Source organism: Pseudomonas sp. BC42 (assembly GCF_021560055.1).
Classification (GTDB): Bacteria; Pseudomonadota; Gammaproteobacteria; order Pseudomonadales; family Pseudomonadaceae; genus Aquipseudomonas.
The window spans coordinates 2,232,775-2,257,398 of the sequence record NZ_CP091067.1; the positions used below are offsets into that span (position 1 = coordinate 2,232,775).

Consider the following 24,624-nt stretch of genomic DNA (forward strand, 5'->3'; position numbering starts at 1 on the left):
CTATGTTGATCAGCCCGCCTTTTCTCCCGTTAGCCGCCCCAAACGAAAGCGATGAGGACTTTATCAATCGGGCGATGAACAGTACTGAAGGAGCCTTTCCTCTCGGTCAGAACATGGTCTGGCACGGTGGTATCCATCTCACGGCACCGAGGGAAGGGAACACTCACCTGCCCGTTCGCGCCATCGCCGATGGAACCGTGGCTTATGTTCGTCAGCCTACGGCAACCAACACCGATACCAGCCATCCTTTGAATTATCGAAATGGCTGGACCGATGACGGCTGCCTGATTCTGAAACACGAAACGGATATAGGCGAAGGCGCCCACGGCAAGGTTGTTTTTTATTCAATCTACATGCACTTATCCGCTATTAAATCCGTCGATATCGCAATTGATATGCCTATTTACCGGAAGGACGAATTAGGTACAGCAGGCAGGATTTATGGTGCTCCCCATAAAATACACTTTGAAGTCATCTGCTCTCAGGAGCAACTTGGCCATTTTCTAGGCAGGAGTACCGGGCGCCTAACCACCACCAGGAATGGGCGAACTGATAGTTGTTGGGGCGATGTTCACTTCTATATTCCTCCAGAAATACTGTTCTATGCCGCCCGGCCGACCAACCCAACAAGCGCAACTAATGAGTCGGCCATTGTCCACCGGCATATCGATGCCTATTTTGTTTCTATGAACTATGGAGAAGGACAGTGCACATTAACCACTCTCGATGAAGTTGGCACTCGACTGGGAGAACGGCAGGAAACGCAAGATTACGAATACAACCTCTATACGACTGCCAAAACGTTGTATCCCCGCTCACCGAGTGCGGGTTATGAGTTATTGCGATTTGGCCGGATATTGGGTCCAGATCTACTACAGCCCCATGATGCGGCGCACTGGCGACAAGTAGCCTATCCGGCGAGCGGCGCCCATCCGGCAGGCGTCGGCTGGGTCAACCTGAAAAGTCCTACCGTTACTGTCTATAGCGACGCCGACTTTCCCCATTGGCAGGGTTGGAAATTGATTGACGATGACACCGATGGCGATGGTCGTTGCCAGTCTGAACAGGTTATGGAATTACTGGGTATTTCCGAGATTCCAGTGACGCTACAACAGCGTACTGCCCATAGTGCGATGATCAACACACCTGAAAACCAGAAAAAACTTAAACGACTGATTTGTAAATTTCCCAGCGAATGGGAAAGAGCCAATTTCTTCAACAGATACAACTGGTTGAGTGAAGGTAATGAGCCTATTATTTCCGCACAGGCTCAAGAAAAACTGAAGTTGCACTATGAGGCGTTGGCCTTTTGGGAAGATATGGATCTGAAAGATATTAATTCAGAGCACTGGCATTTTCCACCGAAGGAATTTATTCGGGTTTTTAGAAAGTGCGGGTGGTTAAGTCTGTGCGAGCTCGGAAGTACATTCCCAAAACACATGTTTTATACCTCGAGTGGAAGTCCAAGAGTTTCCATAAGTGCAAGCGGTCAGGCATATGTCATAAGTAGAGTTGATGCGGAAAATAGAGTATTAAACCATGTGGTGGATCTAAATAAAGTCATAAGAAAATATTTAGGGGGAGACAAGAAAAGAATTTCTATATTTTTAGCGCAGGTGCTTCTTGAAACTGCGCAATGGAGAAATATTGGGGGGGATAAACGCCTAATGCATGAGTGGGGTTTTGGTAGGTATTCTGTGCTAAATCCAGCAACTGAGTTTTATGGCGTGTTCTACGGAAGAGGGATAATGCAGCTGACGTGGGCCAAGAATTATAAGGCTTATGGAGAGTATCGGTGTTTTAGAGATCATGTGGGTGTATATGTTGAAAGGATTTTGAATTTTCCTCCGCGTCTTACTAACGGTTCAATGCACTATTCAGCACACCCGGATGATGGAGGGCTTACCTTTGTCTGGGCTCCGAGATTTGATCCCGATATAGTCGCAGAGAATAGATATAATGCATGTGACTCGGGCGGCTTTTACTGGGTATCTAAAACCTTCTCAGGCGGAATGAGCATCAACAGAGTCTCAGACAGGCAGTACTCAGCAAATAATATAGGTCTGATCAATCGTCTAGTTAACGGTGGCGGCAATGGATACTATGAAAGACAGGCCTACACTGCTTATATGCTTCGAAAACTCACAGATAGTATTTCTGAAGCTCAAATAATAATTATATCCCCTACGGGGAAGGCTACTGTTCATGCAGATATGCAGCCAGCGGAGTAGTTAAGTGAATACTAAAAAAGTAGTTTTGGTAGTGTTGATAGCTTTTTTTTGTATGTCTATTCAAGCGCAATCTTTAAAGTTTAATCCTGACAAAAAAAGCGAAGTGGAACTGTCATGGCACGGATCTAGCTTGAATGTGGGTGTGAGCAGTAATGGCGGTTACAAAGTAAGTGAATTTGTTTTTGAGACGGATAAGAAGTTGCATGTAAGTCTTGATGACTTCAACTTTGATGAGGTGGTTGATTTTGCTGTTTGGCATACTGATGATGGGATGGGTACTTATACGATTTTTAGAGTGTTTGTTTACGACGCTAAAAAAGGATTGTTCACAGAAATTTTTCCAAGCTGTGGTGATGAGTTCATAAATCTCATGGTTGATAAAAAAAAGAAAATCCTAGAAAGCACCTACTATGACGGCAACATTCCAAAGCAGTGTGTTACTAGTCTTTCGACGAAAACGGGCAGCCGCTAATCAGCATTTTTCCGTGTTGCAAGGAGCACCAGTTGCCTTGCGAACGACCCCGAATACCTTATTTCGCAGTGGGTAGAAGATGGCGATCTGATTCAGGTGTTTTCAAGAATTGATGGAGGAAAGTTCTCTTTTTAGAGAAGTTAGGTTGTTTGTAGTGATGATCTTAATGGTGATGGGGGAGGGGGCGGTGTTAGGGTTCTAGACGCTTTCCTTGGTGCTAAAGATAAATATAAAAAATTTATAATGATTTAGGGGGCTGAAGTAGTCGTATGATTTCGGTTGGCTATGGTTGCTGTCAAAAAACTGGGTTTGTTGTGTCAGGAATTTCTTGGGGTAACGCAGTGCAGATGCCTTGTAGAGACTGTATATGGATGATTTTAAAGGGTGTGATAAAGATGAAAATTTGGAGTGCGTTAGTTGATCTTTGTTTCTTCTGATTTCTTGCTGAAAAAGATGTTCGTGTTGACCTTGAACAGGTTTTTTCTTCTTCCAATGAGCCATGACCAGAATCAAGCTTTTGCTTCTTAAAGGGCAAATTTACCCACCGGCACCGCCCCCAGCGGTGATAATGCGCGCCAGCCCATCCTCTTCAGCAACGGAGCCCGTCGCGCCCATGTTCGTCATCACCCCGCAGGACCCTGAGACTTACCGGCGGCAAACCCGTCGCAGCACCTTGATCATCGCGCTGGTGTTCATCGCCCTGGCCATGCTGTTTTCCAGCGCGGCGGTGGCGCTGTTCGGTCAGCCCGGTGGCGACAACCTGGTGTGGAACGCGGCGGGGGTGTTCACCGGTCTGCTGATCAGTGCGGCGCTGCTGCGCAGTGTGTTCTGGAGCAAGCCGTGGATGGCCGCGGCGGTCTATGGCTGGCGTCTCAAGCGCAGCCTGATGCGGGTGACCAATGTCATGCATCAGGTCACCGCCGGGGTCGCGGCGGGCGATCCGGCGGCGCTCAAGCTGCTGCGTTTCTATCACCTGGGGCTGCTGCAGATGCATCAGCTGGACGCCAACTCCAGCGCCCACGGGCAGATGCTGGGCGAGGTGGAGCGGCATCTGGCGCTGCTGGCCGAGCAGGGCATTGACCCGCAGCAGGAGCGCCTTGAGGCGTCATGGCTGGAAGCGGTGAAGCGGCACAAGACCCCTTGAGCGCCATTTGGCAACCTCCTGCCGCTGACAGGTCACCTGTGCGAACGAGCGTGCTCGCGCTGGGCTGCGTAGCAGCCCCTTTCGGCGCTATTGCAGATACCGCCACAACGCCTGGGCAATCGCGCTGGGCCGGCACTGGGTGCCGAACAGTTGCTGGCCGATGCCCAGGCCCAGTTGCCGGTAACTCTCGAACTGCGCCTCGTCAAAAAACTGGTCCACGGTGCTCTGGTTGGGAAAGCTCGGGTTGGCCCGGGCGTAGTTGACGACGTCCGGCGTCAGTCCGGCGATCAGTCGCGGCTTGAGCACCAGGATCCGGCAATGGGGCGTCTGGCACAGGTCATCGTCACGGCCCGGGGAGTGGGCATGGACATTCAGCAGCAGGGCGCATTTCTGGTTATCGGCGCTCGGCGTCTGGCGAAACTCTTCCAGGCTGGCAAATACCGTCTTCAGTTGCGGATGGCTCAGCACGCCCGGGTCTTCGCGGATCTCCAGGGCCTGATCGATGCGCGCCAGGCGCACCAGGTTGGCCAGGTCGTCGAACTGGTAGTCGGGATCGCAGCCGCTGTCGCAGGTGATGATCAACTCCACCTTGCGCCCCTGGCGCAGCAGTTCGTAGGTGCCGGTGTTTTCGAAGTGCCCGCCGTCCGACAGGTACTGGTAGTCGCGGCGGTAGCCGTGAAAGCGCGCGGTCAGTTCATAGAACAGGTAGGCCTGGGTGCTGTAGCGGATCCAGGGCTTGAGGTCCCGGGGCACCCAGTGCGATTGCCCGGGGTCGAGAAAGTGGCTGGGCCACCAGATGCCCAGGCGCACGTTGGCCAGCCCCAGGACCAGCGACATGCCAAGGCTGGTGGCGCGACCCAGGCCGGTGCTGAAGGCGGCGCCGGAAACGCCGATCCACTGGCCCAGGGTCAGCGGGCGCATGATTTCAGAGGCCGGGCCATGGTCGAGGTCGCGGCGATAGGCCTGGCCGTCGAGGAGGTAGCGTTCTGCCGGGCAAGCGCTGGTTGGCGCCGGGTTGTCGGGGGCCCAGTTCGGGGCGATGCACAGCGGTTTGCCCTTGCGGTCGCGTTGCACCAGCTGTTCGGCCGGGTCGACGGTGAGGTTCATGGTGACGTTGATCAGGTGCACCGGGCCGGCGCTGGGACTGGCGTAGTACTGCTGCAGCGACAGGTCGTCGCTGGCCATCGGCTCGGCCACGCTCATGTAGGTGCGGCGCTGTTGCGCCGGGCCGTTGAAGCGCCGGCCATTGGAGGCGCCGAGGTAGGCGCGGGTCAGGCGCGCCGAGTAGAAGGCCTGCAGCGACGAGGTATTGAGAAAGCCGATGAAGCGCCCGCTGAGGTGGGTCAGCAAGGCCGCCAGCAGGCTCAGTGCCGCGAGGCGCCAGGCCACGGCGTGATCGCCGGCAATCACCCCGCCGTCGTAGGCGATCCATTGCACCAGCAAGCCCCAGCACAGGCACAGCAGGCTCAGCAGCAGGCCACCGGCAAGCAGCGCGAGGACCTCCAGCGGTAGCTTGTGCATCCAGCCCGGCAGGTTCTTTTCATCCTTGAGCAAGGCCAGGCGCCGCACCAGCCACACCCCTGCGATCAGCAACAGCAGGCTGCCCAGGGCCCGCAGGTCATGCAGGTAGCGGTACAAGGCCTGGGCCGCGGTCACCAGCAGGGCGAGGAAGCCCAGCACGGCCACCGCGGCCATGGCCCGACCCAGGGCCCGGGTGATCTGTATCCGATAGTTGCGCACGCTGTTGGCGCAGGCGTTGTCCTTGGTCGGGTCGCGGTTGTCGGCCAGGTGCCTCACCAGTTGTCGGGTGATCAGCAAGGCGCCGCTGCCCACCAGGGCGCCGGCCAGGGTCAGGGCACCCACCGCATGCCACTGGGCCAGCCAGTAGGCCAGGGCGCCACAGAGCCACAGGCCGCCGACCACGCCGAGCATGCTCCGGTACGCCGCGTTGCCCATGCTCGGTGGCCGGTCCAGGTCGCCCTGGGGAATGATCAGCCAGTAGGCCACGGCGCAGGGCAGGGCGAAGAGTACGCCGGCCATGAGTGGCCAGAGCAGCAGGCTGGCGTGACTGAGCACCTGGAACAGGGTCAGCAGACTGAGCACCAGCAGGATCGGCAGGCCGATCATGGCCTGCAGCGACAGCCAGTTGCGCCAGGTCATGGCCAGGGCATAGAGCATGTCGCCGGAGCCGGTGGGGGTCAGGTAGCGGCCGTTCTCCCGCAGCCAGGCCGTGGGCCCCTGGCCCGGCGGCTGCCGGGCGTAGTCGACGCCGGTGCTGATCCGCCCCGGCGGTTCGAAGCGCAGGGCCTGGTAGGCATCGCGGGCGGCCTGGCCCACCGGGTCCTGGGGCGCCGCGGGGCGCAAGCGCCCTGGGAGAAACAGGCTGGAAAAGAAACTGCCGATGTAGCCGCCGCCACTGACCGTGGACAGGTAGTCGATGCGCGACAGCAGGCTGGGCTCGGCGTCGGCGTCGGCGTCGGTTGCCGGTGGCGCTGGCCGGGTGCTCGCGCTGGGCGCCGGGGCCCGGGCCAGGGCTTGCAGGACGCCCAGGCAGAAGGTTGCGCTGCGGATGCCGCCGCCGGACAGGGCCAGGCCCCAGTTGCCACGGGCGGCCGGGGTGTGCCCGGGGGCTTCCTGGCCCAGGCTCAGGCGTCGAAAGCGGATGCGTTGGTGCTCGATCTGGTACGGGTTCTCGTCAGGTGTCATGGACCTTCCTTGGGGGGACGGAGGGGCTGCGGTCCGGGCCGCGCCCCGGCAAGCGCACGGCAGGATAGCGGATGCCGGGGGCCGTCGTGCAAGCTCCGGGTGCCTTGGCGGCGGGCGCGACAGTGGAGGGCGCGGCTTCGGGGCACCAGGGGCATGGGGCTTGTGCAGGTCGCAAGCGGACAGGGCGCTTGATGCGCCGGCTGCATGGAAAAAACGTTCTTGGTTATAACGTTAGATTTTATTTATATAAATGGACATAAGCTTTAGCCGCTATGCTGCCGCCAGTTTTTGACCTGGCCGCGTGATCTGTAGGGTTTTTTATCGATGGATGTGGGTAATTTCGGTTTTGTAATCGCAGGCCTGGTAGTGGGTTTCATCGTGGGCATGACCGGTGTCGGAGGCGGCTCGCTGATGACCCCGATCCTGCTCTGGTTCGGCATCAACCCGGCCACCGCAGTGGGCACCGACCTGCTGTACGCGGCCATCACCAAATCCGGTGGGGTGCTGGTTCACCAGAAAAACCGCAACATCGACTGGCGCATCACCGGCTGGCTGACCCTCGGCAGCGTGCCGGCGGTGGCGGTGACCTTGTGGTTCCTGAAGAACCTCGACACCGATCCCCAGGCCCTGAACTCGGTGATCAAGCAGGGTCTGGGCTTTGTCCTGTTGCTCACGGCCCTGGCCATCGTCTTCAAGAAAAAGCTCATGGCCTTTGCCCAGCGCCACGGCAGCGAATACCAACCCAGCCCCGGCGGCCTCAACGGCCTGACCGTGGTCACCGGGCTGATCCTCGGCACCATGGTCGCCCTGACCTCCATCGGCGCCGGCGCCCTGGGTACCGTGGCGCTGTTCATTCTCTATCCGTTCCTGGCCACCAAGCGCCTGGTGGGCACCGAGATCGCCCACGCCGTGCCGCTGACCCTGGTGGCCGGCCTGGGCCACGCCAGCATGGGCAACATGGACTGGAACCTGCTGGGCTTCCTGCTCATGGGGTCGCTGCCGGGGATCTGGATCGGCAGTCACATGACCGGGCGGGTGTCCGACGAGATCCTCCGGCCGTGCCTGGCGCTCATGCTGTTCTCCATCGGCTACAAGCTGGCCTTTTAAAAGCAGCGGCAAGCCGCCAGCTTCAAGCGGCAAGCAAAAAGCACCTGTCAGTTGCGGCGGTAGAGTGCCAAAAATGCCGCCAGCGACAGCATGGTCGCGCCGCAGCATCGATTGAGCCGGCGCATGCCGCTGGCGGTGAGGAATTTCGCCGCCTGCACGCCGCCCGCGGCATACAGGCCCATCACCAGCACCTCGACCAGCGCCGTCACCAGCGCCAGGGTGGCGTACTGGATGAAGACCGGTTGGCCGGGGTCGATGAACTGCGGCAGGAAGGCAGTGAAAAACAGCAGCACCTTGGGGTTGGTCATGGCCACCGAGAAGCTGCGTCGGAACACCTCGCCACGCCGCGAACCGGCCCGCACCTGCTGGGCACCGAGAGCCAGGGGCGCACTGCGCCAGAGCTGGATGCCCAGCCAGGCCAGGTAGCACACGCCGACCCATTTCAAGACCATGAACAGCTGCTGCGAAGCCATCAGCATCGCCCCCAGGCCGAGGCCCACGGCGGCGATGATCAGCACATCCGAGAGCGCCGCGCCGGCCATGCCCACCGCCACCAGCTGGCGATTGCGCGAGGTGCCGTTGGCCATGGCCAGGAGCGAGGTCGGGCCGGGGATCAGCGCGCCGATAAAGCAGCTTGAGGTATAGAGCAGCAGGGTGGTGGTGTTCATCGCGGTGTTCTCGTCGGGCAGGTGGCGCAGTCGACGCAGCATGCACCAGCTCGATGCGGGTTTAAAAGGTGTTGGTCGAGGCCTGGGCGGCCGTTGTTGAATCGGCCTCCCGGTTTGCCAACTTCTGTGGATTCCCAGGGTCAGTTATCCTGAGCCGGCCGTTGGCGTGCAATCTTGCCCCTTTCCTCTTCTGTGATCTGTCCATGACCCGTTCTCCTCCTTGTGGTGCCGCTCCCCAGACCTTGCGCGGTGGCCAGACCGGTGCCGCGATCCGCCAGTACGACTGGTCGCACACGGCCGTGGGGCCCCGGGAACAGTGGCCGAGCCTGTTGCACAGCACCTTGAGCCTGGTGCTGGAATCCCCCGAGAGCCTGTACCTGCTGTGGGGGCCGCAGAAGCAGTTCTTTTTCAACGACGCCTATCGTCCGGTGCTCGGGCCGCGCCTGGCCAATGCCCTGGGACAGACCATCGAGACGCTCTGGGCCGACGCCTGGCCGGACGTGCAGCCCATGGTGGAACAGGCCTTCCTCGGGCAGTCGTGCCGGCACGAAGACCTGCCGGTGAACATGCAGCGCTACCCCGGCGAGGAGCTGACCTGGTGGTCGTTCTCCATGAGCCCGGTGTTCGACGAGCGCCAGGAGCAGGTGCTGGGGGTGCTCTGCCATACCGTGGAAACCACCGAACGGGTCCTTCTGGGCCAGCATGCCCGGCTCACCGAGGCCCGCCTGCGAGAAACCCGCGAGCTCAACACCCGGGTGCTGGCCAGCAGCAATGACTGCATCAAGGTGCTGGACCTCGATGGTCGGTTGTCGTTCATGAGCGAGGGCGGGCGGCGGGTCATGGAAGTCAGCGACTTCAATGCGATTGTCGGCTGCCCCTGGCCGGATTTCTGGCAGGGCCAGGGCAACCTGGAGGCCCGGGCGGCGATTGCCGCGGCCCAGGCCGGCGAATCGGCGCGGTTCCAGGGCGCGGCCAACACCCTGGCCGGCACCGCCAGATGGTGGGATGTGCAGGTCACGCCCATGTTCGATGCAAGCGGCCGGCCGGAGAAGATCCTCTGCATCTCGCGGGACATCAGTGCCACCCGCGCGGCGGAGGAAGAGCTGCGCCGCTTGAATGAGTCCCTGGAGCAGCGGGTCCAGGAGCGCACCCAGGAGCGGGACCGGATCTGGCAGCTGTCCACCGACCTGATGCTGGTGGCGGACTTCGACGGCCGCATCGTGGCGGTCAATCCGGCCTGGACCTCGCTGCTGGGCTGGCAGCGCGACCAGCTGGAGGGCCGCAGCTTCTACGATTTCATTCATCCTCAGGACCGCGTGGCGGCCGCCAGTGCCAGTGCCGAACTGGCCCGGGGACAGAGCTATTCCCGGGTGGAAAACCGCTTCCGGCACCAGGACGGCAGTTATCGCTGGGTGTCCTGGAGCGCCGTGCCCGACCCCCAGCATATCCATGCCGTGGGCCGCGACATGCAGGCCGAGCGTGAGGCGGCGCAAGCCCTGCGCAAGACCGAGGACATCCTGCGGCAGGCGCAGAAGATGGAGGCGGTGGGGCAGCTCACCGGTGGCGTGGCCCATGACTTCAACAACCTGCTGACGGTGATCCGCTCGTCCACCGACCTGTTGCGTCGCAACCTCAGCGAGGAGCGCCGACAGCTGTATATCGAGGCCATTTCCGACACCGTCGACCGCGCCAGCAAGCTCACCGGCCAGTTGCTGGCCTATGCCCGTCAACAGAACCTGCGCCCGGAAACCTTCGATGTCGGCGCCAGCGTGCAGCTGGTGGCGCAGATGATCAATCCGTTGATCGGCGCCTGCATCGAACTGCGTCTGGAGTTGCCGCAACAGCCCTGCCACACCCACGCCGATGTCGGTCAGTTCGATACCGCCCTGATCAACATGGCGGTCAATGCCCGGGACGCGATGCAGGGCGAGGGCTTGCTGGTGATCGCCGTGGAGCGGGTGACGCAGATCCCCGCCAGCGCCGGCCAAGGCGTCCAGGTCGGGGATTTTGTCGCGGTGTCGCTGACCGATACCGGGGCCGGCATCGAGCCGCAGCAGATCGAGCGGATCTTCGAGCCGTTCTTCACCACCAAGGAGGTGGGCAAGGGCACCGGCCTGGGGCTGTCCCAGGTGTTCGGTTTCGCCAAGCAGTCCGGCGGCGGCCTGGAGGTCCACAGCCGGCCGGGGCAGGGCACGCGCTTTACCCTTTACCTGCCGCGCACCGAGGCCTTGGCCAGCGTGCCGCTGCCAGCCAGCCCGGTGGCGTTGCCGGCGGATGGGCAGGGCGCGACCCTGCTGGTGGTGGAGGACAATCCGCAAGTGGGACGGCTATTGGCCCAGTCCCTCAATGAACTGGGTTATCAGGTCGAGTGGGCCACCAGCGCCGCCGAGGCGCTGCGTCGCCTGAGTCAGGAGCAGGACAGGTTCCAGGCAGTGTTTTCCGATGTGGTGATGCCCGGCATGAGCGGCATCGAGCTGGCCGGGCGGATCCGCAGCGACTACCCCGGGTTGCCGGTGATCCTCACCAGCGGCTACAGCCCGGCCCTGGCCGAAGGCCGCACCCGGGAGTTCGTGTTTCTGCAGAAACCCTACTCGATCGCCGAACTGGCCCAAGCCATCGATAGCTGCAGGTGCTAGGCGGCAAGCTCCAGGCGACAGCAAGCTTGGCGCTGGCCGCTTACAGCTTGCCGCTGTTCCTCAGCCATTCCTGTGCCGAACGCCACAGGCAGATCCCCAGAAAATAGGCGGAAGCCGCCAGCCACAGGCCCATGATCGACGGGCTGTGCAATGGGTGGCTGAGGATCAGCAGCGCGCCACTGAGCAGCCAGACGAAGGTCACGATGATGTTCAGCCCCATCCACTTGCGCACCCGGAACGGATGCAGGAACTGCAGCCGAGTGGCGGTCAGCAAGGCCAGGGCGAAGATGCTCAGCAGGGTCGGCCAGGGACCGGGCTCGATCAGGTAGAAGCACAGGGCGACCACGTTCCAGGCGGCGGGAAAACCCTGGAAGTAGTTGTCGTGGCTCTTCATGTTGACGTTGCAGAAGCACAGCAGCGATGAAAGCAGGATCAGCGAGGTGGCCAGCAGCGCGCTGTACTCCGGCAGGGGAATGTAGCGGTAGATGAACAACGCCGGAATGAACACATAGGTCAGGTAGTCGATCACCAGGTCCAGCACCGAGCCGTCGATGTTGGGCAGCACCGAACGGGTATTGACCTTGCGCGCCAGGGAGCCGTCGACCCCATCCACCAGTAGCGCCACCCCCAGCCACAGCAGGCAGGCCTTGGGCTGGTTGTCGAACAGCGCCAGGGTGGCGAGCAAGGCACTGACCACCCCGGTGGCGGTAAAGCCATGGGCGCCCCAGGCTTTGATTCTGGCGATTTGCAGGGTCGATATCACAGGGCGTGTCTCCGGCGGCTGGGGGGCCTGGAGTCCCCGCGTCGCTCAAGCGGCGACGCGGGTCCAGGTTGCAGTTATCGACCGAAAAGCCTGGCAGAAGGTTCAGCGTGATCCTGGAAACAGGCCCTTGTCGCAACCCTTGGCAGCCGATTGCCCGGCCTGGCCGGGGTGAGCGGTCGAGGGGATTTCCAGAGTCTAGGCGCGATGGCCGAAGCGACAAGAAAAACGCCACGTGAGCGCAGCCGGCACGTGGCGTTTGGTTGTTCCGGCGCGGGCCGGGGCGGTGCTGGAGCGCTTAGCGGGCCGCCTCAAGCGCGCCGAGAATCCCATGGGCGGTCTTGACCCGCTCTTCGTTGGGGTAGTTCTTGTTGGCCAGCAGGACGATGCCGATCTGCTTGCCGGGGACAAACAGCACATAGGCGCCGAAGCCGTTGGTGGAGCCGGTCTTGTTGTACAGGGCATCGGCTTGGGGCGCCTGGGCCGGCGTCAGCCACTGCACCGGGTGCGGCTCAAGGGCCATGGCCGATGAGTTGCCGGCCAGCAGCCGCGCCAGGGGCACCGGGTAGGCATAGCGTTCCCAGCCCAGGCCCTGGGTCATGTCGCCCACCCGGTAGTAACCGCTCTGGGTACTGGCAATGGCGCGTTGCACGGTGGCGTCGAGTTGCCCCGGTTGCAGGTTGCCGGCAACGAACTGCAGCAGGTCGGCGGCGCTGGTCTTGACCCCGTAGGCCTCGCTGTCCATGGCACCGGGGCCGACCCGACTCGGCTTGTTCTGCTTGTCGTAGCCCTGGGCGTAGTGGCTGCGCTGATCCTGCGGGACGCGGACGTAGCTGTGCTTGAGGCCCAGCTTGGGAAACAGCGTCTGTTCCATCAACTGATCGAACGGCTGGCCCAGGCTGCGCGCCGCCAGGTAGCCGAACAGCCCGAGGCTGGGGTTGGAATACAGGCGCTGGGTGCCGGGGCTGAAGGTCGGTTTCCAGGTGTTGTAGTAGTCCAGGGTCTTGTCTTCGCCCTTGACATCGTCGGGGAACTGCAGGGGCAGGCCGCCGGCGGTGTAGGTGCCCAGCTGCAACAGGCTGATACCGTCGAAGGCGCTGCCGCGCAGGGCCGGCAGGTACTGGCTGGCGTTGTCGTTGAGGGCCAGCTTGCCGCTGGCCTGGGCGTAGGCGGCCAGGGTCGCGGTGAAGGTCTTGCTCACCGAGCCGACCTCGAACAGGGTGTCGTGGTCCACCGGACGCTGATTGTCCTTGGAGGCGACACCGTAGTTAAAGTAATGTCGCTTGCCGTCGACGATGATCGCTACCGCCATCCCGGGGATGCCCTGCTGCTGCATCAACGGACGGATGGTGGCGTCCACCGTGGCTTTCAGGGCGCTGTCCGGGGTGGTTTCGGCCAGTGCCTGGGAGGCACCAAGAAGCAAGGCACAGGCGCCGAACAGGCCCCGTCCGGTTAAGGTTATTTGCCGCATGATGGGTGGTTTTCCATATTTTTTGCTTATTTTGACCGCAGGGTTCCAAGCGGCCTTCCGGCCTTGATCTTCGTCGCGCGAATTCAAGGGGTACACGGCTCGCCAGGTCTTCCGGGCAGGGGGCGCCGGGTCGGCGGCTGGCGAGCGAGGCCACTGTAGGCAGTCTGCGGCGGACCGGCAAACGACGATATTTCGCGGCAGCCATTAGAAAAATTAGGGAATAGTCATGCTCCGTCCTCATCTGCCCTTGAACGCGCTGCGCGCCTTCGAAGCCTCGGCACGTCATTTGAGCTTCACCCGCGCGGCCATCGAGCTGTGCGTGACCCAGGCGGCGGTCAGCCATCAGGTCAAGAGCCTGGAGGCCCAGCTCAAGGTCACCTTGTTCAAGCGCCTGCCCCGTGGGCTGATGCTCACCAGCGAAGGCGAGACGCTGCTGCCGGTGCTGCGCGAGTGCTTCGACCGCATCGCCCAGACCCTCGGGCGGTTCGACGGCGGGCACTACCGCGAGGTGCTGACGGTGGGCGCCGTGGGCACCTTCGCGGTCGGCTGGTTGCTGCCGCGCCTGGGGGACTTCCAGGCCCGCCATCCGTTCATCGACTTGCGCCTGAGCACCAACAACAACCGGGTGGACGTGGCCGCCGAGGGCCTGGACTACGCCATCCGCTTCGGCACCGGGGCCTGGCACGGCATCGATGCCCTGCCACTGCTGCAGGCGCCGCTGTCGGTGCTGTGCGTGCCGGAGATAGCCCGCCAGTTGCACAGCCCGGCGGACCTTCTGGGCCAGACCCTGTTGCGTTCCTACCGCACCGACGAGTGGCCGCAGTGGTTCCAGGCGGCGGGGCTGGGCAGCAACAGCCTGTTGCCCCAGAGCGTGGTCTTCGACTCGTCCCTGGGCATGCTCGAAGCCGCCCTGCAGGGCCTGGGCGTGGCCCTGGCGCCGCCCTTGATGTTCGCGCGGCAACTGGCCAGTGGCGCGGTGGTGCAGCCGTTCGACATCGGCATCGTCACCGGCAGCTATTGGCTGACGCGCTTGCAGTCACGGGCGGAAACCTCCGCCATGAGCGCCTTCAAGGCCTGGCTGCTGGAGGCGGTGGCCGCCTAGGCCCCGCTCAATAGCGCCAGTGCCCCGGCGTCCAGACCCACTGGCCGGCGTGCCAGCGGTAATGTCCGGCCACCCAGTGGTAGCTCGGTGCCGGCGCCATCGGTATCACTTCAACGAGGGGCGGTGGCGGCGGCCGGCGTGGATGGACCGGCTCGACCACGCAACCGGCCAGGGTGGTGCCAAGCAAGCTGGCAAGGAGGAGGCTTTGGAGAACACGAGGCATGGGCGCTGTCCTTGGGAAGAGGCCGTGGGCCCGCGGTCATCGCGGGCGCTCAAGGGTTGAACGCGGCCCGGGGCGAAATCCGTCGCCGACGTTTCAATCGCGATTGGCCGCGCGGTTTTTCCCCGGGCCCCGCAGGTACATGGACTCCACCAGTTGCTGGCGTTCCTTGAGCGACAGGCCGCCGGCAAAATTGGCCAGGGCTTCATCCACCCGGGCCCGCAGGGCGATGTCGGCCTCGCGGGACTTGCCCAGTTCGGCGTCCAGGGCGCGGCGGTCCAGCGAGTCGGCGCCGAGCTCGCGAACCACCCCCTGGCGGGCTTCGCGCGCGGCGATGATCAGCGGCTGGCTGTCGATGCGGGTCTGGCGCAACAGCTGGCGCAACTGGCGGCGGCGCTCGTCCGGCATCTGCGTCATGGCCTGGCGCAGGCCCTGTTGCGGCATCGCCAGGGCCTGGGTCGGTTTGGGCTGGCCGAACCATTGGTAGAGGCCGCCGGCAACGCCGCCGATCAGGAACACATTGAGCAGCAGCGACAGCAGCAGCAAGGTTTTCAGTGGGCGGGGGGACAGGTTCACTGTTCGGCCTCCTCGGCGTTGATGCTCAGGACGAATTCCGCGTCGCTCTGGTCCAGGACACTGGGCAAGGCCTCGGCGGAGGGCGGCAGCGGCAGGCTCAGGGTCACCGCCAGCATGCCGGCGGCGGCACCGCTGAGGCCGACCCCGATCCAGCCCAGGGAGGTCAGCCAGCCGGCATAGCGCTGCCAGAGCGTCGGTGCCGGCTGGCGCATGCTTGCCGTGGCGATGATCCGCTGCACCAGTGCCGGGCTTGGTTCCGGCACCTGGTAGCTGTCCAGCCGGGTGTCGAGCCAGCGCGCCTCTTGCAGCGCTTGCCGGGCCGCGCCATGGCCGGCGTCGAGCAGGGCCTGGGCGGCGGCGCGCTCGGCACTGGGCCAGCGTTGCAGGTCCGCGCCATAGGCGTCGGCCAGGTAGGCAAAGCGTTCGGGGGTCATGGTGTTCTCCTTCCTGAGAGGTCCGCGCCGGGGGCCTCGGCGAGGTGGCTGCGCAGAGTACGTCGGGCCCGCGACAGCAGGCTTTCTAGAGCCTCGACGCTGATGTTCATCAGCGCTGCGGCCTCGGTGTTGGACAGCTCCTGGTAGTACTGCAGGACGATCGCTTCGCGCTGGCGCTCCGGCAGCCGGTCCAGGGCCTGGGCCATGCGGCGCCGCTGGCTTTCGGCTTCCAGCTGCTGCTCCGGCGTGGGGCCGCTGTCCGCTGCCTCGATGGCCTCGTCGCTGTCGCTGTGCAGGTGATCCTTGCGCCGGCGCAGGCGGTCGTAGCACAGGTTCAGGGCGACCCGGTGCAACCAGGTATCGAAGCGTGCCTGTTCGCTGCGCCAGTGCGCCGCCTGTTTCCAGATCCGCAGGAAACTCTCCTGGGCAATGTCCCGGGCTTCGTCGGCGTCACCCAGCAAGCGGCTGGCCAGGGCCAGCAGGCGCGGCAGCTTGCGGGTGACCATTTCTTTCACGGCCTGGGCTTCGTTGTTGCCGATGCGGGCCAGCAACTCCAGATCCGGGTCGGTGTCGTTCAAATCGGCGGTTCTCGGTGCGGTGGTGGGGCGATCCGGAAGAGCGCGTGCTCAGCGCAGCCAATGGCCTTCGATCCAGTACCAGTTCGGCCCGCGGGCCTGCCAGTGCCCGGGCACCCACTGGCCGCGGCGCATCACTGGCTGCCAGTGTCCCGGCACCCAGACATAGCCGCCTGCGTGCCAGCGCCAGTGGCCGCGATCCCAGGCATAACCGGGACGGGCCATGGGCGGCGCTTCGTAGCGCATGGGCGGCGGGGCCTGCTGAACGATCACGGTCTGGGCGAAGACCGGGCTGCCGGCCAGGGCGGTGAAGGCCAGGGGGATCAGCAGCAGAGTGCGAAGACGTGGCAGACAACGGGCAAGCTTCATGATGGCTCCTTCAGGCCTGCGTTCGCTGTTGAACGCAGCTGATGGGTTCAACGATAGATGGCCGAGGAATCCGTCGCAGGGAAGTGAAGGTTTATCCGGGCCCGGTTCAACCGCGGTTCAGCGAGCGGGCCTGGGGGCTGGCACGGGGCGGGCTGCGGCGCATGCAAATTTTTCGGCGGTGGCGGCGACGGAAGTTGCCAGGGCGCGCCGTTCAATCGGTAACCCTGTGCGGCGCTGGCAAGGTTCGCCGGCGCCGCAGAGCGGTTGCACCACTGAACCCTTGAGGAATGCATCATGTCCCGTCGTATTGCACTGCTGATTGTCATGGCCACGATGCTGTCTTTGGGGGGCTGCGTGGTTTACCCCGGGCACTACCACGGCTGCTGCTACCGCTATGGCTACTACCGCTAGGGCCCCGGGCCGCACGCTGGCGTGATCCGGGGTGCTTGGCTAAGCCCCATGGGCCCGGCACAATCCTCGACCTTGCAGGGCAGGCACCGGCGTCGCGCCGATGGCGGAAATGCCCCGGGAGCGCGGAGGAAGGTGGATGCCCGTCTTGAAACACCAGGACCAGGACCCGGATGCGATTGCGCGTCCGGTGTGCGCCCTGCGCATCTCGATGCAAGAAGAGCGCTGGGAGCGGCCGTGGCACAGCCATCGCAAGGCCCAGTTGCTGTTTCCCGCGGGCGGCGTGCTCAGCTGCGAGAGCGCCGAGGGCCTGTGGCTGGCGCCGCCGCAGTGCGCGGTATGGATTCCCAGCGCGATCGAGCATCGAGTCCAGGGGCTGCAGAACGCCCAGGGCTACTGCCTGCTGGTCGAGCCCGAGCACGCCCGTGCGCTGCCTCAGGCCTGCTGCACCCTGGTAATGTCGCCGTTGTTGCAGGAGCTGCTCAGGCGCTGTGCGCAGCTGCCGTTCCTGTATGACCAGGACGGCGCCGCCGGGCGCTTGGTCGCCGTGACCCTGGATGAACTGGCGGTCGCGCCCCGGGAGCAGATCCACCTGCCCATGCCCCGGCACGCACAACTGCGGCGCCTGGCCCAGCAGATCCTTGAACAGCCGCAGCGGCGCCTGAGCCTTGGGCAATGGGGCGAGCAGATCGGCCTCAGCGAACGCAGCCTGAGCCGCTTGATCGTGGCCGAGACCGGCCTGAGTTTCGGTCGCTGGCAGCGTCAGTTGCACATCCTCCTGGGGCTCAGGCAATTGGGTCGGGGCGACTCGGTGGAGCGTGTGGCGCTGACCCTGGGCTATGACAGCGCCAGCGCCTTTATCCGCATGTTCAAGAAAGCCGTGGGCCAGCCACCGGGGCGGTTTTTTGCCGAGCGCCGCCAGGCGCTGGAAAACGACGCCCTGTAGCCGCTGCCGAGCCCGCGAGGCTGCGAAAAGACCCGCAGGGCCTTGCCTGGCGCTGTCCGGTCAAACTCACGATCGCTGTGGCCGGTCGGCGTGCCGCCCAGTCCGTTCGCCGCCTGTGGCAGTGGCGATATCTGGCCGGATTGATCAATAACTTGTCGATCTCGGCTGATGCGGACAGTGGTTCCCAGGAAGATGATAAGCATTCTTGTTTGTCAACTTCTTGAGGTGTTCCCATGTACTTCGATCATCAGCATTTTCCCCTGGTCTGGATGCGTCGCGCCGAGGACGCAGGGCAGCCCGGAGTCGACCCTTTCCAGCAGTTGGAGGCATTGATGCAGCGTGCTCAGGCCTTTGTCCTGATGAGCGATGTGCTTCCTGAGCCCGAGCAGCGCAACAGCCAGCAGAACAAGGCGTTGCTCAAGCAGGGTTCGTTGTGGATGAAGCGCAACAAGGCGGCGATCCGCCGCTGGATCAAGGCGATGATCGTCATCGCCCCGCAGCCGGAAGCCCAGGCCGGCGTCGAGGCTTTTGCCAGGAACTATGAAAAGTTCTGGGGCTACCCACTGCTGCACAGCGCCTCGCCGCTGGCGGCCATCAGCCTGGCCCAGCAACTGCTGGCGCCACCGCGCAGCAACCTGAACAACTGGTAAGGGCGGCGCGGCTGCCGTCAGCCGCGCCGGTGCTCGGGGACGTTGGCGGTGATCACCTTGCCCATGCTGACTCGGGGTTCAACCTGATACCCCAGGGCCTGGTAGAAGCCCTGCACCGCGGCGTTGCTGCTGAGGATCTGCAGGTTGATCTTCAGGCAGCCGCGGGCGCCCAGGGCCTGCTCGCCATGGCGCACCAGGGCCCGGCCGGTGCCGAGCCGGCGCTGTTGCGGGTCCACCGCCAGGGAGTACAACCAGCCACGGTGGCCGTCGTAGCCGGCCATTAAAGTGCCGATGACCTGAGCTTCGGCCAGGGCGACGAAGAACAGCCCGTCATCCACGGCGAGCTTGCGGTCGATGGCCAGCTCCGGGGCGTTGTGGGCGGTGTCGTAACCGAAGACACGCTCCCACAGTTCGATCACCGGCTGGCGGTGCTGGGTGTTGCGGTACTCGACGAGTTGGATCATGGCGTGGGCTCGATAAAGGGTTGAGCACCGGAGCGCGGGTATGGCCGGTGGCAGGTTTCAGTCCTGGTGGCCGGGCCAGGTTTCGGTGGGGAAATAGGCCTCCAGCCCAGGTTCCTTGTGGTCCACGCCATCCCGGGTCCAGTAGCAGCTCAAGCGCGAGTAGTTGTCCAGGTCGCCACGGACCAGGCAGGTGGCGCTGTGCCCGGGCTCGCTGAAGCGCAACACATCGGCCTCGGCCATGGTGGCCCGCTCCACCTTGCCGATGGCGGTGGTGGTCTTGCCGTTGATGGTCTTGACCAGGGTCAGGGCCTGGTTCTCGTAGCGGATCACCGCGGTGCCTGAGTAGGTAGGGCCGCCGTCCGGCTCCTTGCCGATCAGCATGAACTGGCCGGGCACCATGCTGTAGTAGATGTGCGGCTCCTGGTCCTGCTTCGGCGCGGCCTGGGCCGCAAGGCTGGCCAGCAGCAGGCCGAGAAGGGGGGCGCGGGAGAAATGCGGCATCGGTGCTCACTCCTGTTGAGGCGGGGGGCCATGATTCCAGACTTGGCGTTGCAGATAAATGCCCGGGCGGCTAGCGGTGTTCGATCACCCGGTGTTCCACGGTGTCTGGCAACTCAGCTTTGGAGGGCTTAGCCGCAAGCCGCAAGCTTGGAGCTTGGAGCTTGGAGCTTGGAGCTTGGAGCTTGGAGCTTGGAGCTTGGAGCTTGGAGTGGAGGCGGGCTTGAAGGTCGTTGGAACGGGGTTTGGTCGCTTTCTTTTGTAAGGCAAATCCGAGAAACTGCGGGCCGCTTGAATGCGCCTGGTGGGCGGGCTAGGGTGCCTGGGCCATCGCCAAATCGATGGCTCGGATGTGCAAGTCCGAATTTTGCTAAGGCGTAGAAACGCTCAGCCATGCTTGGGCGTTTTTCATGTCCGCTGTGTCATGGCGGCCGTGCGCGGGAGATCTTCGGATCTGCCGGGTGTCCTAGCAAACTCGGTCTTGCACACCTGCGTACGGCTGCCACCCTTATTCGTGTGCAAGCGAACGGTGTCGGCTCCTATTCTTAGCTAGGAGTTTGACCATGAAAAAGATCGTTCCCGATCCACCGACTTCTTCCTATCGCGATCCCCAGCTCAAGGCCGCCAATGCTTCCGTGCGTGAAGCGCTGGCCCGGCATCCATTGGACCTGGCGATGTTCCAGTTCAAGACCACGGCCCAGGCCGTTGCTCCCGACTCGCTGTTCAGCGTGCGCCCGGGCGTGGGCGTCGAGGAGGCGCTGGTGCATGTGGCGTTGCTGCTCAAATGCGCCGAGGAGGTCAGTGATGAAATCACCCGGCAGGGCAGTGGCCTGGAGACTGGGTTGATCTGGTCCATGGTGCATTCGGTGGAGATGGCGCGGGCGGTGGTGGAAGCGTTGCTCGATGGCGCTCCGAGGGATGCTGTTGGCCTTGGAGTAGAGGGCGGTTGTTGATGGGGTACATATCCGTTGCTGCGGCTGTGGCCACTGGCGGTTTCGCTTTTACAGCGACTCACTTTTGACGGACGCAAAAGTAAGCAAAACGTCTCTGCCCCTGCATCCGGCGCCTCGCTAAGGCTCGGCGTTCCCTCGTTCCGGCATTGCTCCGGGGGCACGCCGCCCCAGGCCATGCATGGCCTGGGGCGGCTAGCTCGGCATCCTTGCCGAGCTGCCCCCTGCGCAATGCCTGCACTCGGCCTCCTGAAGGGGCAGCAAGATCAAAAGCCAAAGACTTAGCTGCAAGCCACAAGCCACAAGCCGCAAGCCGCAAGCTTGGAGCTTGGCGCTTGGCGCTTGGCGCTTGGCGCTTGGCGCTTGGCGCTTACAGCTTGAGTATTCTGCCGCTGGCGGCCACTGCCAACAGCAGCACGGCGATCAGGCCGAAGGCCGCGCTCAGGCTGCTGCCGTGGGCGATGAAGCCGATCACCGCGGGGCCGGCAAGGATGCCGGCATAGCCCAGGGTGGTGATGGCCGGTACGGCGATGCTCTCCGGCATGACCTGCTGTTTGCCCACGGCGCTGTAGAGCACCGGCACGATGTTCGAGCAACCCGCGCCCACCAGGGCATAGCCCAGCAGCGCCGCTTCCCAGGCCGGGGCCAGGGTCGCCAGCAGCAGGCCGGCGGCGGCGGTGCTGCCGCCGATGACGATCACCCGGCGCGCGCCCAGGCGATGGACGATGGCATCGCCGGTCAGGCGGCCCAGGGTCATGGTCAGGGCAAAGGCGGCGTAACCCAGCCCGGCGTAGGCTGCATCCAGGTCGCGCTCGGCGGTGAGAAACACGGCGCTCCAGTCCAGCACCGCGCCCTCGGCGAGGAACACCACGAAGCACAGGCAGCCGATGAACAGCACCACGCCATGGGGCACGGCAAAGGCCGGGCCCGAGCTCTGGCTGCCGTAGGGCAGCATGTGCGGCGCGGCCTTGAGCAGCGCCAGCAGCGTCAAGACGATCACCACCAGGGTCGCGCCCAGCGGCGACAGGCCGAGGCCGAGCAAGGCGCTGACCCCTGCGGCGCCGACGATCCCGCCCAGGCTGAACAGCCCGTGAAAGCCCGACATCATGGTCTTGCCGCTGGCCCGTTCGACGATCACCGCTTGCAGGTTGACCGTGGAATCCACGCCACCCAGGCCGGCGCCGAACATGAACAGCGCCGCCATCAGCAGCGGGATCGAGCTCAGGGTCGCCAGCAGCGGCAAGGCCAGGCAGATCAGCAAGGTGCCACCGGCCATCACCCGGCGGCAGCCGAAGCGCCCGGCCAGGGCCCCGGCAATCGGCATCGCCAGGATCGAACCCACCCCCAGGCACAACAGCAGCAGGCCCAGGGTGGCTTCGTCGAGCCCGGCCCGGGCCTTGGCGTAGGGCACCAGCGGAGCCCAGGCGGCGATGCCGAAACCGGCGATGAAAAAGGCGATGCGGGTGGACATCTGTTCGAGGCGGCCGGGGGTGGCCTGCATGTGGGTGTTGCTGGCAGTCATAAAAATCCTTGGCGATGAAACTCGCTGCCGGCCACCTGATGCCCCCATGGCGTGATGGCGGCCGGGTCGGGGATTGTGACAAATCCAGCCAGTGAAGGTTGCAGTAATTGCCACGGCGCTGCGCCAGGGCCGGAAATAATAGTGCGCAAGCCGGCGCGTTGTTTCGCATAATCGGCCGCTTTGCACAAAAACATTGCAGCGCGTGCCGTCCGCCCCCGGAGTTTTCCTGCCCATGAATGCCAGTCTCGACGCCTATGACCTGAAGTTGCTCGCCGAGCTGCAGCGTGACGCCAGCACCGCGCAAAGCGAGCTCGGGCTGCGGGTCAACCTGTCCACCGCCGCGGTCAACCGGCGGCTCAAGCGCCTCAGCGACGAGGGTGTGATCGAGCGCTACAGCGCCATCGTGGCCCCCGATGCCCTGGGGCACGAGCTGAGCATCATCGTCGAGGTGGAAGTGGAGAGTGAGCGCATCGACCAGATCGACGCGCTCAAGCGTAGTTTCCAGGCCTGCCCCCAGGTCCAGCAGTGCTACTACGTGGCCGGCGAGTGCGACTTCGTGCTGATTTTCTGCGTCCGCAACATGGCCCAGTACACCCAGCTGACCCGCGAACTGTTCTTCGACAACGCCAACGTCAAGCGCTTCAAGACCCTGGTGGCGATGAACCGGGTCAAGGTCGGCCTGGACGTGCCCACGTCCGGCTGAGGTTCAGGGCGCCTGCAGCGCTTGCACGAGAAAATCCACGAACACCCGGACCTTCTGCGACAGGTGGCGCTGGCTGGGGTACAGCGCATAGATATGACGCTCGGACAGGTGCTGCTCCGGCAGCACCCGCAGCAGCTGGCCGCTGTCCAGCAACGGTTGGGCGACGAACCCGGGCAGCGCGCCGATGCCCAGGCCGGCCACCAGCATGTCGGCCAGCAGCAGGCTGTTGTCTGCGGAGAAATGCACCGGCAGCTCCAGCCGGGTCTGGCCTTCGGGGCCTTGCAGTTGCCAGCGCCCCGGGTGTTCCGCCAGCCGGTAGGCCAGGCAGCGATGCTGATGCAGGTCGGCAATGCTCGTCGGCGTGCCGGCTTCTTGCAGATAGCCCGGCGCGGCGCAGATGAGCTGTTCCACTTGCCCCAGGTGGCGGGCGATCAGTGACGAATCCTCCAGTTGCCGGCGAATCCGCAACGAGACGTCGAAGCCTTCGCCCACCACGTCCAGCACCTGGTCGTTGAGGGTCAGGTCCACCTGCAACTGCGGGTAGCGCTGCATGAAGGCCACCAGGATCGGCGACAGCACCTTGAGCCCGAAGGACAGCGGCGCGTTGACCCGCAGGCGCCCGCCGGGTTCGTGCAGGCCGGCCTGGGTGGCCCGCTCCAGGGCGTCCAGCTCGTCCAGCAGGTGGCAGCATTCGCTGAAGTAGCGCTGCCCGGCCTCCGACAGGCTCATGCGCCGGGTGGTGCGCAGGATCAACAGGCTGCCCAGGCGTTCTTCCAGCTGGCGCACCTGTTTGCTCACCGCCGCCGTGGACTGCCCGAGATCGGCGGCGGCCTGGCTGAAGCTGGAACGTTCCGCCACCCGGCGAAAGGTGCGCATGGCCATCAGCACGTCCATATTGTTTCTCCTGGGTTGAATATGTATCCACGAAACCGCTGATTATCTCTGATCGAGCACTCAATACCATGGCCACTTCATTTCACAGGAGTGTTGTCATGGCTTATCGCGCAATGTCGAAGATGGTTTCCGGGGTGTTGGCCCTGTCCCTGCTCAGTGGCCTGTGCAACGCCGCCACGGCGCCCCGGCCCGAGGTGGGCATCAGCCCCTGGGGGCCCAGGGACGAGATCGGTCGCCTGAACCTGATCACCCCCGAGTCCCGGGCGGCGATCATGGCCCGGGTCAGTGGCGAGCAGGCCTATGACCTGGCGGTGGACTACTTCGTCGGCATGCCCAGCTGGCAGGCCGCCGGCGACCCGCCGTACCAGATGTGGATGACCCACACCCCCCACGGCAACGTGATCGCCGACCCGATGCAGGTCGGTGAACCGATGAACCAGCACGTCAGCTACAGCGGTTCGGCGGTGTCGATGTACGCCCACATGGGCACCCATATCGATGCCCTCAACCACTTCGGCCTCAACGGCAAGATCTGGAACGGCTACCGCGCCGACCAGCACCTGGGGGACCGCGGCTGGAACGTCACCGGCGCGGAAAAACTGCCGCCGATCATTGCCCGCGGGGTGCTGATCGACGTCGCCGCGGCCAAGGGCCTGGAGCAATTGGCGGACAGCTACCGGGTCACCCGCGCCGATCTGCAGCAGGCCCTGGCCCGGCAGAACGTGGCCCTGGAAAAAGGCGATGTGGTGCTGATCCGCACCGGGCGCATGCGCGACTTCGACAATGCCCAGCGCTACATGGCCAACCCACCGGGGCTGAGCCTGGATGCGGCGAAGTTCCTGGTGGAAGAGGGCGGGGCCATGGTGGTGGGGGCCGACAACCTGAGTTTTGAAACATTCCCCTCCGAGGTCGAGGGCAATTACCTGCCGCTGCACACCTACCTGCTGGCCATGCAGGGCGCGCCGATCATGGAACTGGTCAACCTGGAAGGCCTGTCCCGGGACAAGGTGTACCAGTTCGCCTTTATCGGTGCTTCACTCAAGCTGCGCGGCGCTGATGCCGCGCCGATCCGGCCCATGGCCTTGCCCATTCGTTGAAGGGGCGAATGGCTTTTGCTC

The 24,624-nt window shown here is 63.6% G+C and carries 24 protein-coding genes; 11 read left to right on the forward strand and 13 right to left on the reverse strand.

Translation table 11 applies throughout. The annotated features are described in order from the left end of the window. Positions 1-2: 2 nt before the first annotated feature. The 3 genes from L1O02_RS10380 to L1O02_RS10390 all read left to right on the forward strand — a co-directional run bounded on the left by L1O02_RS10380 (position 3) and on the right by L1O02_RS10390 (position 3,847). Positions 3-2,231: a M23 family metallopeptidase gene (locus L1O02_RS10380; RefSeq protein ID WP_235759825.1), complete on the forward strand. Its 2,229-nt coding sequence runs from the start codon at positions 3-5 to the stop codon at positions 2,229-2,231. A gap of 4 nt (positions 2,232-2,235) precedes the next feature. Beyond that, on the forward strand, positions 2,236-2,703 hold the full coding sequence (locus L1O02_RS10385) for a hypothetical protein (protein ID WP_235759826.1): 468 nt from the start codon (positions 2,236-2,238) through the stop codon (positions 2,701-2,703). Positions 2,704-3,316: 613 nt separating this feature from the next. Continuing rightward, positions 3,317-3,847: a DUF3087 domain-containing protein gene (locus L1O02_RS10390; protein ID WP_060840251.1), complete on the forward strand. Its 531-nt coding sequence runs from the start codon at positions 3,317-3,319 to the stop codon at positions 3,845-3,847. 87 nt (positions 3,848-3,934) lie between these two features. On the opposite strand, the gene L1O02_RS10395 is transcribed toward L1O02_RS10390, so the two are convergent. After that, positions 3,935-6,553 carry a hypothetical protein gene (locus L1O02_RS10395; RefSeq protein WP_235759827.1) on the reverse strand — a complete coding sequence of 873 codons (2,619 nt, stop codon included), beginning with the start codon at positions 6,551-6,553 and terminating at the stop codon, positions 3,935-3,937. A gap of 324 nt (positions 6,554-6,877) precedes the next feature. Between L1O02_RS10395 and L1O02_RS10400 the strand changes: the two genes are divergently transcribed. Next, positions 6,878-7,660: a sulfite exporter TauE/SafE family protein gene (locus tag L1O02_RS10400; RefSeq protein ID WP_060840249.1), complete on the forward strand. Its 783-nt coding sequence runs from the start codon at positions 6,878-6,880 to the stop codon at positions 7,658-7,660. A 47-nt stretch (positions 7,661-7,707) separates the two neighbouring features. Here L1O02_RS10400 and L1O02_RS10405 read toward each other — a convergent pair whose 3' ends face one another. After that, on the reverse strand, positions 7,708-8,370 hold the full coding sequence (locus L1O02_RS10405) for a LysE family translocator (protein ID WP_235759828.1): 663 nt from the start codon (positions 8,368-8,370) through the stop codon (positions 7,708-7,710). A 161-nt stretch (positions 8,371-8,531) separates the two neighbouring features. Between L1O02_RS10405 and L1O02_RS10410 the strand changes: the two genes are divergently transcribed. Next, on the forward strand, positions 8,532-10,964 hold the full coding sequence (locus L1O02_RS10410) for a PAS domain-containing protein (RefSeq protein ID WP_235759829.1): 2,433 nt from the start codon (positions 8,532-8,534) through the stop codon (positions 10,962-10,964). A 40-nt stretch (positions 10,965-11,004) separates the two neighbouring features. Here L1O02_RS10410 and pcsA read toward each other — a convergent pair whose 3' ends face one another. Both pcsA and ampC read right to left on the reverse strand, forming a co-directional pair. Beyond that, positions 11,005-11,727 carry a phosphatidylcholine synthase gene (gene pcsA, locus L1O02_RS10415; protein WP_060840247.1) on the reverse strand — a complete coding sequence of 241 codons (723 nt, stop codon included), beginning with the start codon at positions 11,725-11,727 and terminating at the stop codon, positions 11,005-11,007. A gap of 295 nt (positions 11,728-12,022) precedes the next feature. Continuing rightward, positions 12,023-13,195: a class C beta-lactamase gene (ampC, locus tag L1O02_RS10420; protein ID WP_235759830.1), complete on the reverse strand. Its 1,173-nt coding sequence runs from the start codon at positions 13,193-13,195 to the stop codon at positions 12,023-12,025. A 226-nt stretch (positions 13,196-13,421) separates the two neighbouring features. Between ampC and L1O02_RS10425 the strand changes: the two genes are divergently transcribed. Further along, complete coding sequence (locus tag L1O02_RS10425) at positions 13,422-14,297, forward strand: LysR substrate-binding domain-containing protein (protein ID WP_060844167.1); 876 nt, start codon at positions 13,422-13,424, stop codon at positions 14,295-14,297. A gap of 7 nt (positions 14,298-14,304) precedes the next feature. Here the strand turns inward: L1O02_RS10425 and L1O02_RS10430 are convergent, their stop codons facing one another. The 5 genes from L1O02_RS10430 to L1O02_RS10450 all read right to left on the reverse strand — a co-directional run bounded on the left by L1O02_RS10430 (position 14,305) and on the right by L1O02_RS10450 (position 16,471). Next, positions 14,305-14,520, reverse strand: a complete 216-nt coding sequence (locus L1O02_RS10430) for a YXWGXW repeat-containing protein (RefSeq protein ID WP_082729279.1) — start codon at positions 14,518-14,520, stop codon at positions 14,305-14,307. Positions 14,521-14,613: 93 nt separating this feature from the next. After that, the gene (locus tag L1O02_RS10435) at positions 14,614-15,093 is read right to left on the reverse strand and encodes a periplasmic heavy metal sensor (protein WP_060844166.1); all 480 of its coding nucleotides are present in this window, start codon (positions 15,091-15,093) and stop codon (positions 14,614-14,616) included. Further along, complete coding sequence (locus tag L1O02_RS10440; protein WP_060840243.1) at positions 15,090-15,527, reverse strand: hypothetical protein; 438 nt, start codon at positions 15,525-15,527, stop codon at positions 15,090-15,092. Before L1O02_RS10440 ends, L1O02_RS10435 begins: the two co-directional genes overlap by 4 nt. Next, the gene (locus tag L1O02_RS10445) at positions 15,524-16,105 is read right to left on the reverse strand and encodes an RNA polymerase sigma factor (RefSeq protein WP_235759831.1); all 582 of its coding nucleotides are present in this window, start codon (positions 16,103-16,105) and stop codon (positions 15,524-15,526) included. Before L1O02_RS10445 ends, L1O02_RS10440 begins: the two co-directional genes overlap by 4 nt. 48 nt (positions 16,106-16,153) lie before the next feature. Next, positions 16,154-16,471 (reverse strand): YXWGXW repeat-containing protein, encoded by a 318-nt coding sequence (locus tag L1O02_RS10450; protein WP_129405814.1) that lies wholly within the window; start codon positions 16,469-16,471, stop codon positions 16,154-16,156. Positions 16,472-17,018: 547 nt separating this feature from the next. Here L1O02_RS10450 and L1O02_RS10455 point away from each other — a divergent pair. Together L1O02_RS10455 and L1O02_RS10460 are read left to right on the forward strand one after the other, a co-directional pair. Continuing rightward, positions 17,019-17,825, forward strand: a complete 807-nt coding sequence (locus L1O02_RS10455; RefSeq protein ID WP_060840240.1) for a helix-turn-helix transcriptional regulator — start codon at positions 17,019-17,021, stop codon at positions 17,823-17,825. A 233-nt stretch (positions 17,826-18,058) separates the two neighbouring features. Beyond that, complete coding sequence (locus tag L1O02_RS10460; protein WP_060840239.1) at positions 18,059-18,475, forward strand: hypothetical protein; 417 nt, start codon at positions 18,059-18,061, stop codon at positions 18,473-18,475. A 17-nt stretch (positions 18,476-18,492) separates the two neighbouring features. Here the strand turns inward: L1O02_RS10460 and L1O02_RS10465 are convergent, their stop codons facing one another. Both L1O02_RS10465 and L1O02_RS10470 read right to left on the reverse strand, forming a co-directional pair. Beyond that, entirely contained in the window at positions 18,493-18,939 is a 447-nt protein-coding gene (locus tag L1O02_RS10465; RefSeq protein WP_235759832.1) for a GNAT family acetyltransferase, read from the reverse strand. A gap of 57 nt (positions 18,940-18,996) precedes the next feature. Continuing rightward, positions 18,997-19,440, reverse strand: a complete 444-nt coding sequence (locus L1O02_RS10470) for a hypothetical protein (protein ID WP_129405813.1) — start codon at positions 19,438-19,440, stop codon at positions 18,997-18,999. 560 nt (positions 19,441-20,000) lie between these two features. Between L1O02_RS10470 and L1O02_RS10475 the strand changes: the two genes are divergently transcribed. Further along, complete coding sequence (locus tag L1O02_RS10475; protein ID WP_060840236.1) at positions 20,001-20,390, forward strand: hypothetical protein; 390 nt, start codon at positions 20,001-20,003, stop codon at positions 20,388-20,390. A gap of 367 nt (positions 20,391-20,757) precedes the next feature. Here the strand turns inward: L1O02_RS10475 and L1O02_RS10480 are convergent, their stop codons facing one another. Then, positions 20,758-21,909, reverse strand: a complete 1,152-nt coding sequence (locus L1O02_RS10480; RefSeq protein ID WP_235759833.1) for an MFS transporter — start codon at positions 21,907-21,909, stop codon at positions 20,758-20,760. A gap of 232 nt (positions 21,910-22,141) precedes the next feature. Here L1O02_RS10480 and L1O02_RS10485 point away from each other — a divergent pair, with 232 nt between their 5' ends. After that, positions 22,142-22,612: an Lrp/AsnC family transcriptional regulator gene (locus L1O02_RS10485; protein WP_060840234.1), complete on the forward strand. Its 471-nt coding sequence runs from the start codon at positions 22,142-22,144 to the stop codon at positions 22,610-22,612. Between the two features lie 3 nt (positions 22,613-22,615). On the opposite strand, the gene L1O02_RS10490 is transcribed toward L1O02_RS10485, so the two are convergent. Further along, positions 22,616-23,506: a LysR family transcriptional regulator gene (locus L1O02_RS10490; protein ID WP_060840233.1), complete on the reverse strand. Its 891-nt coding sequence runs from the start codon at positions 23,504-23,506 to the stop codon at positions 22,616-22,618. 98 nt (positions 23,507-23,604) lie between these two features. Between L1O02_RS10490 and L1O02_RS10495 the strand changes: the two genes are divergently transcribed. Further along, positions 23,605-24,603 (forward strand): cyclase family protein, encoded by a 999-nt coding sequence (locus L1O02_RS10495; protein WP_060840232.1) that lies wholly within the window; start codon positions 23,605-23,607, stop codon positions 24,601-24,603. Positions 24,604-24,624: the final 21 nt, after the last annotated feature.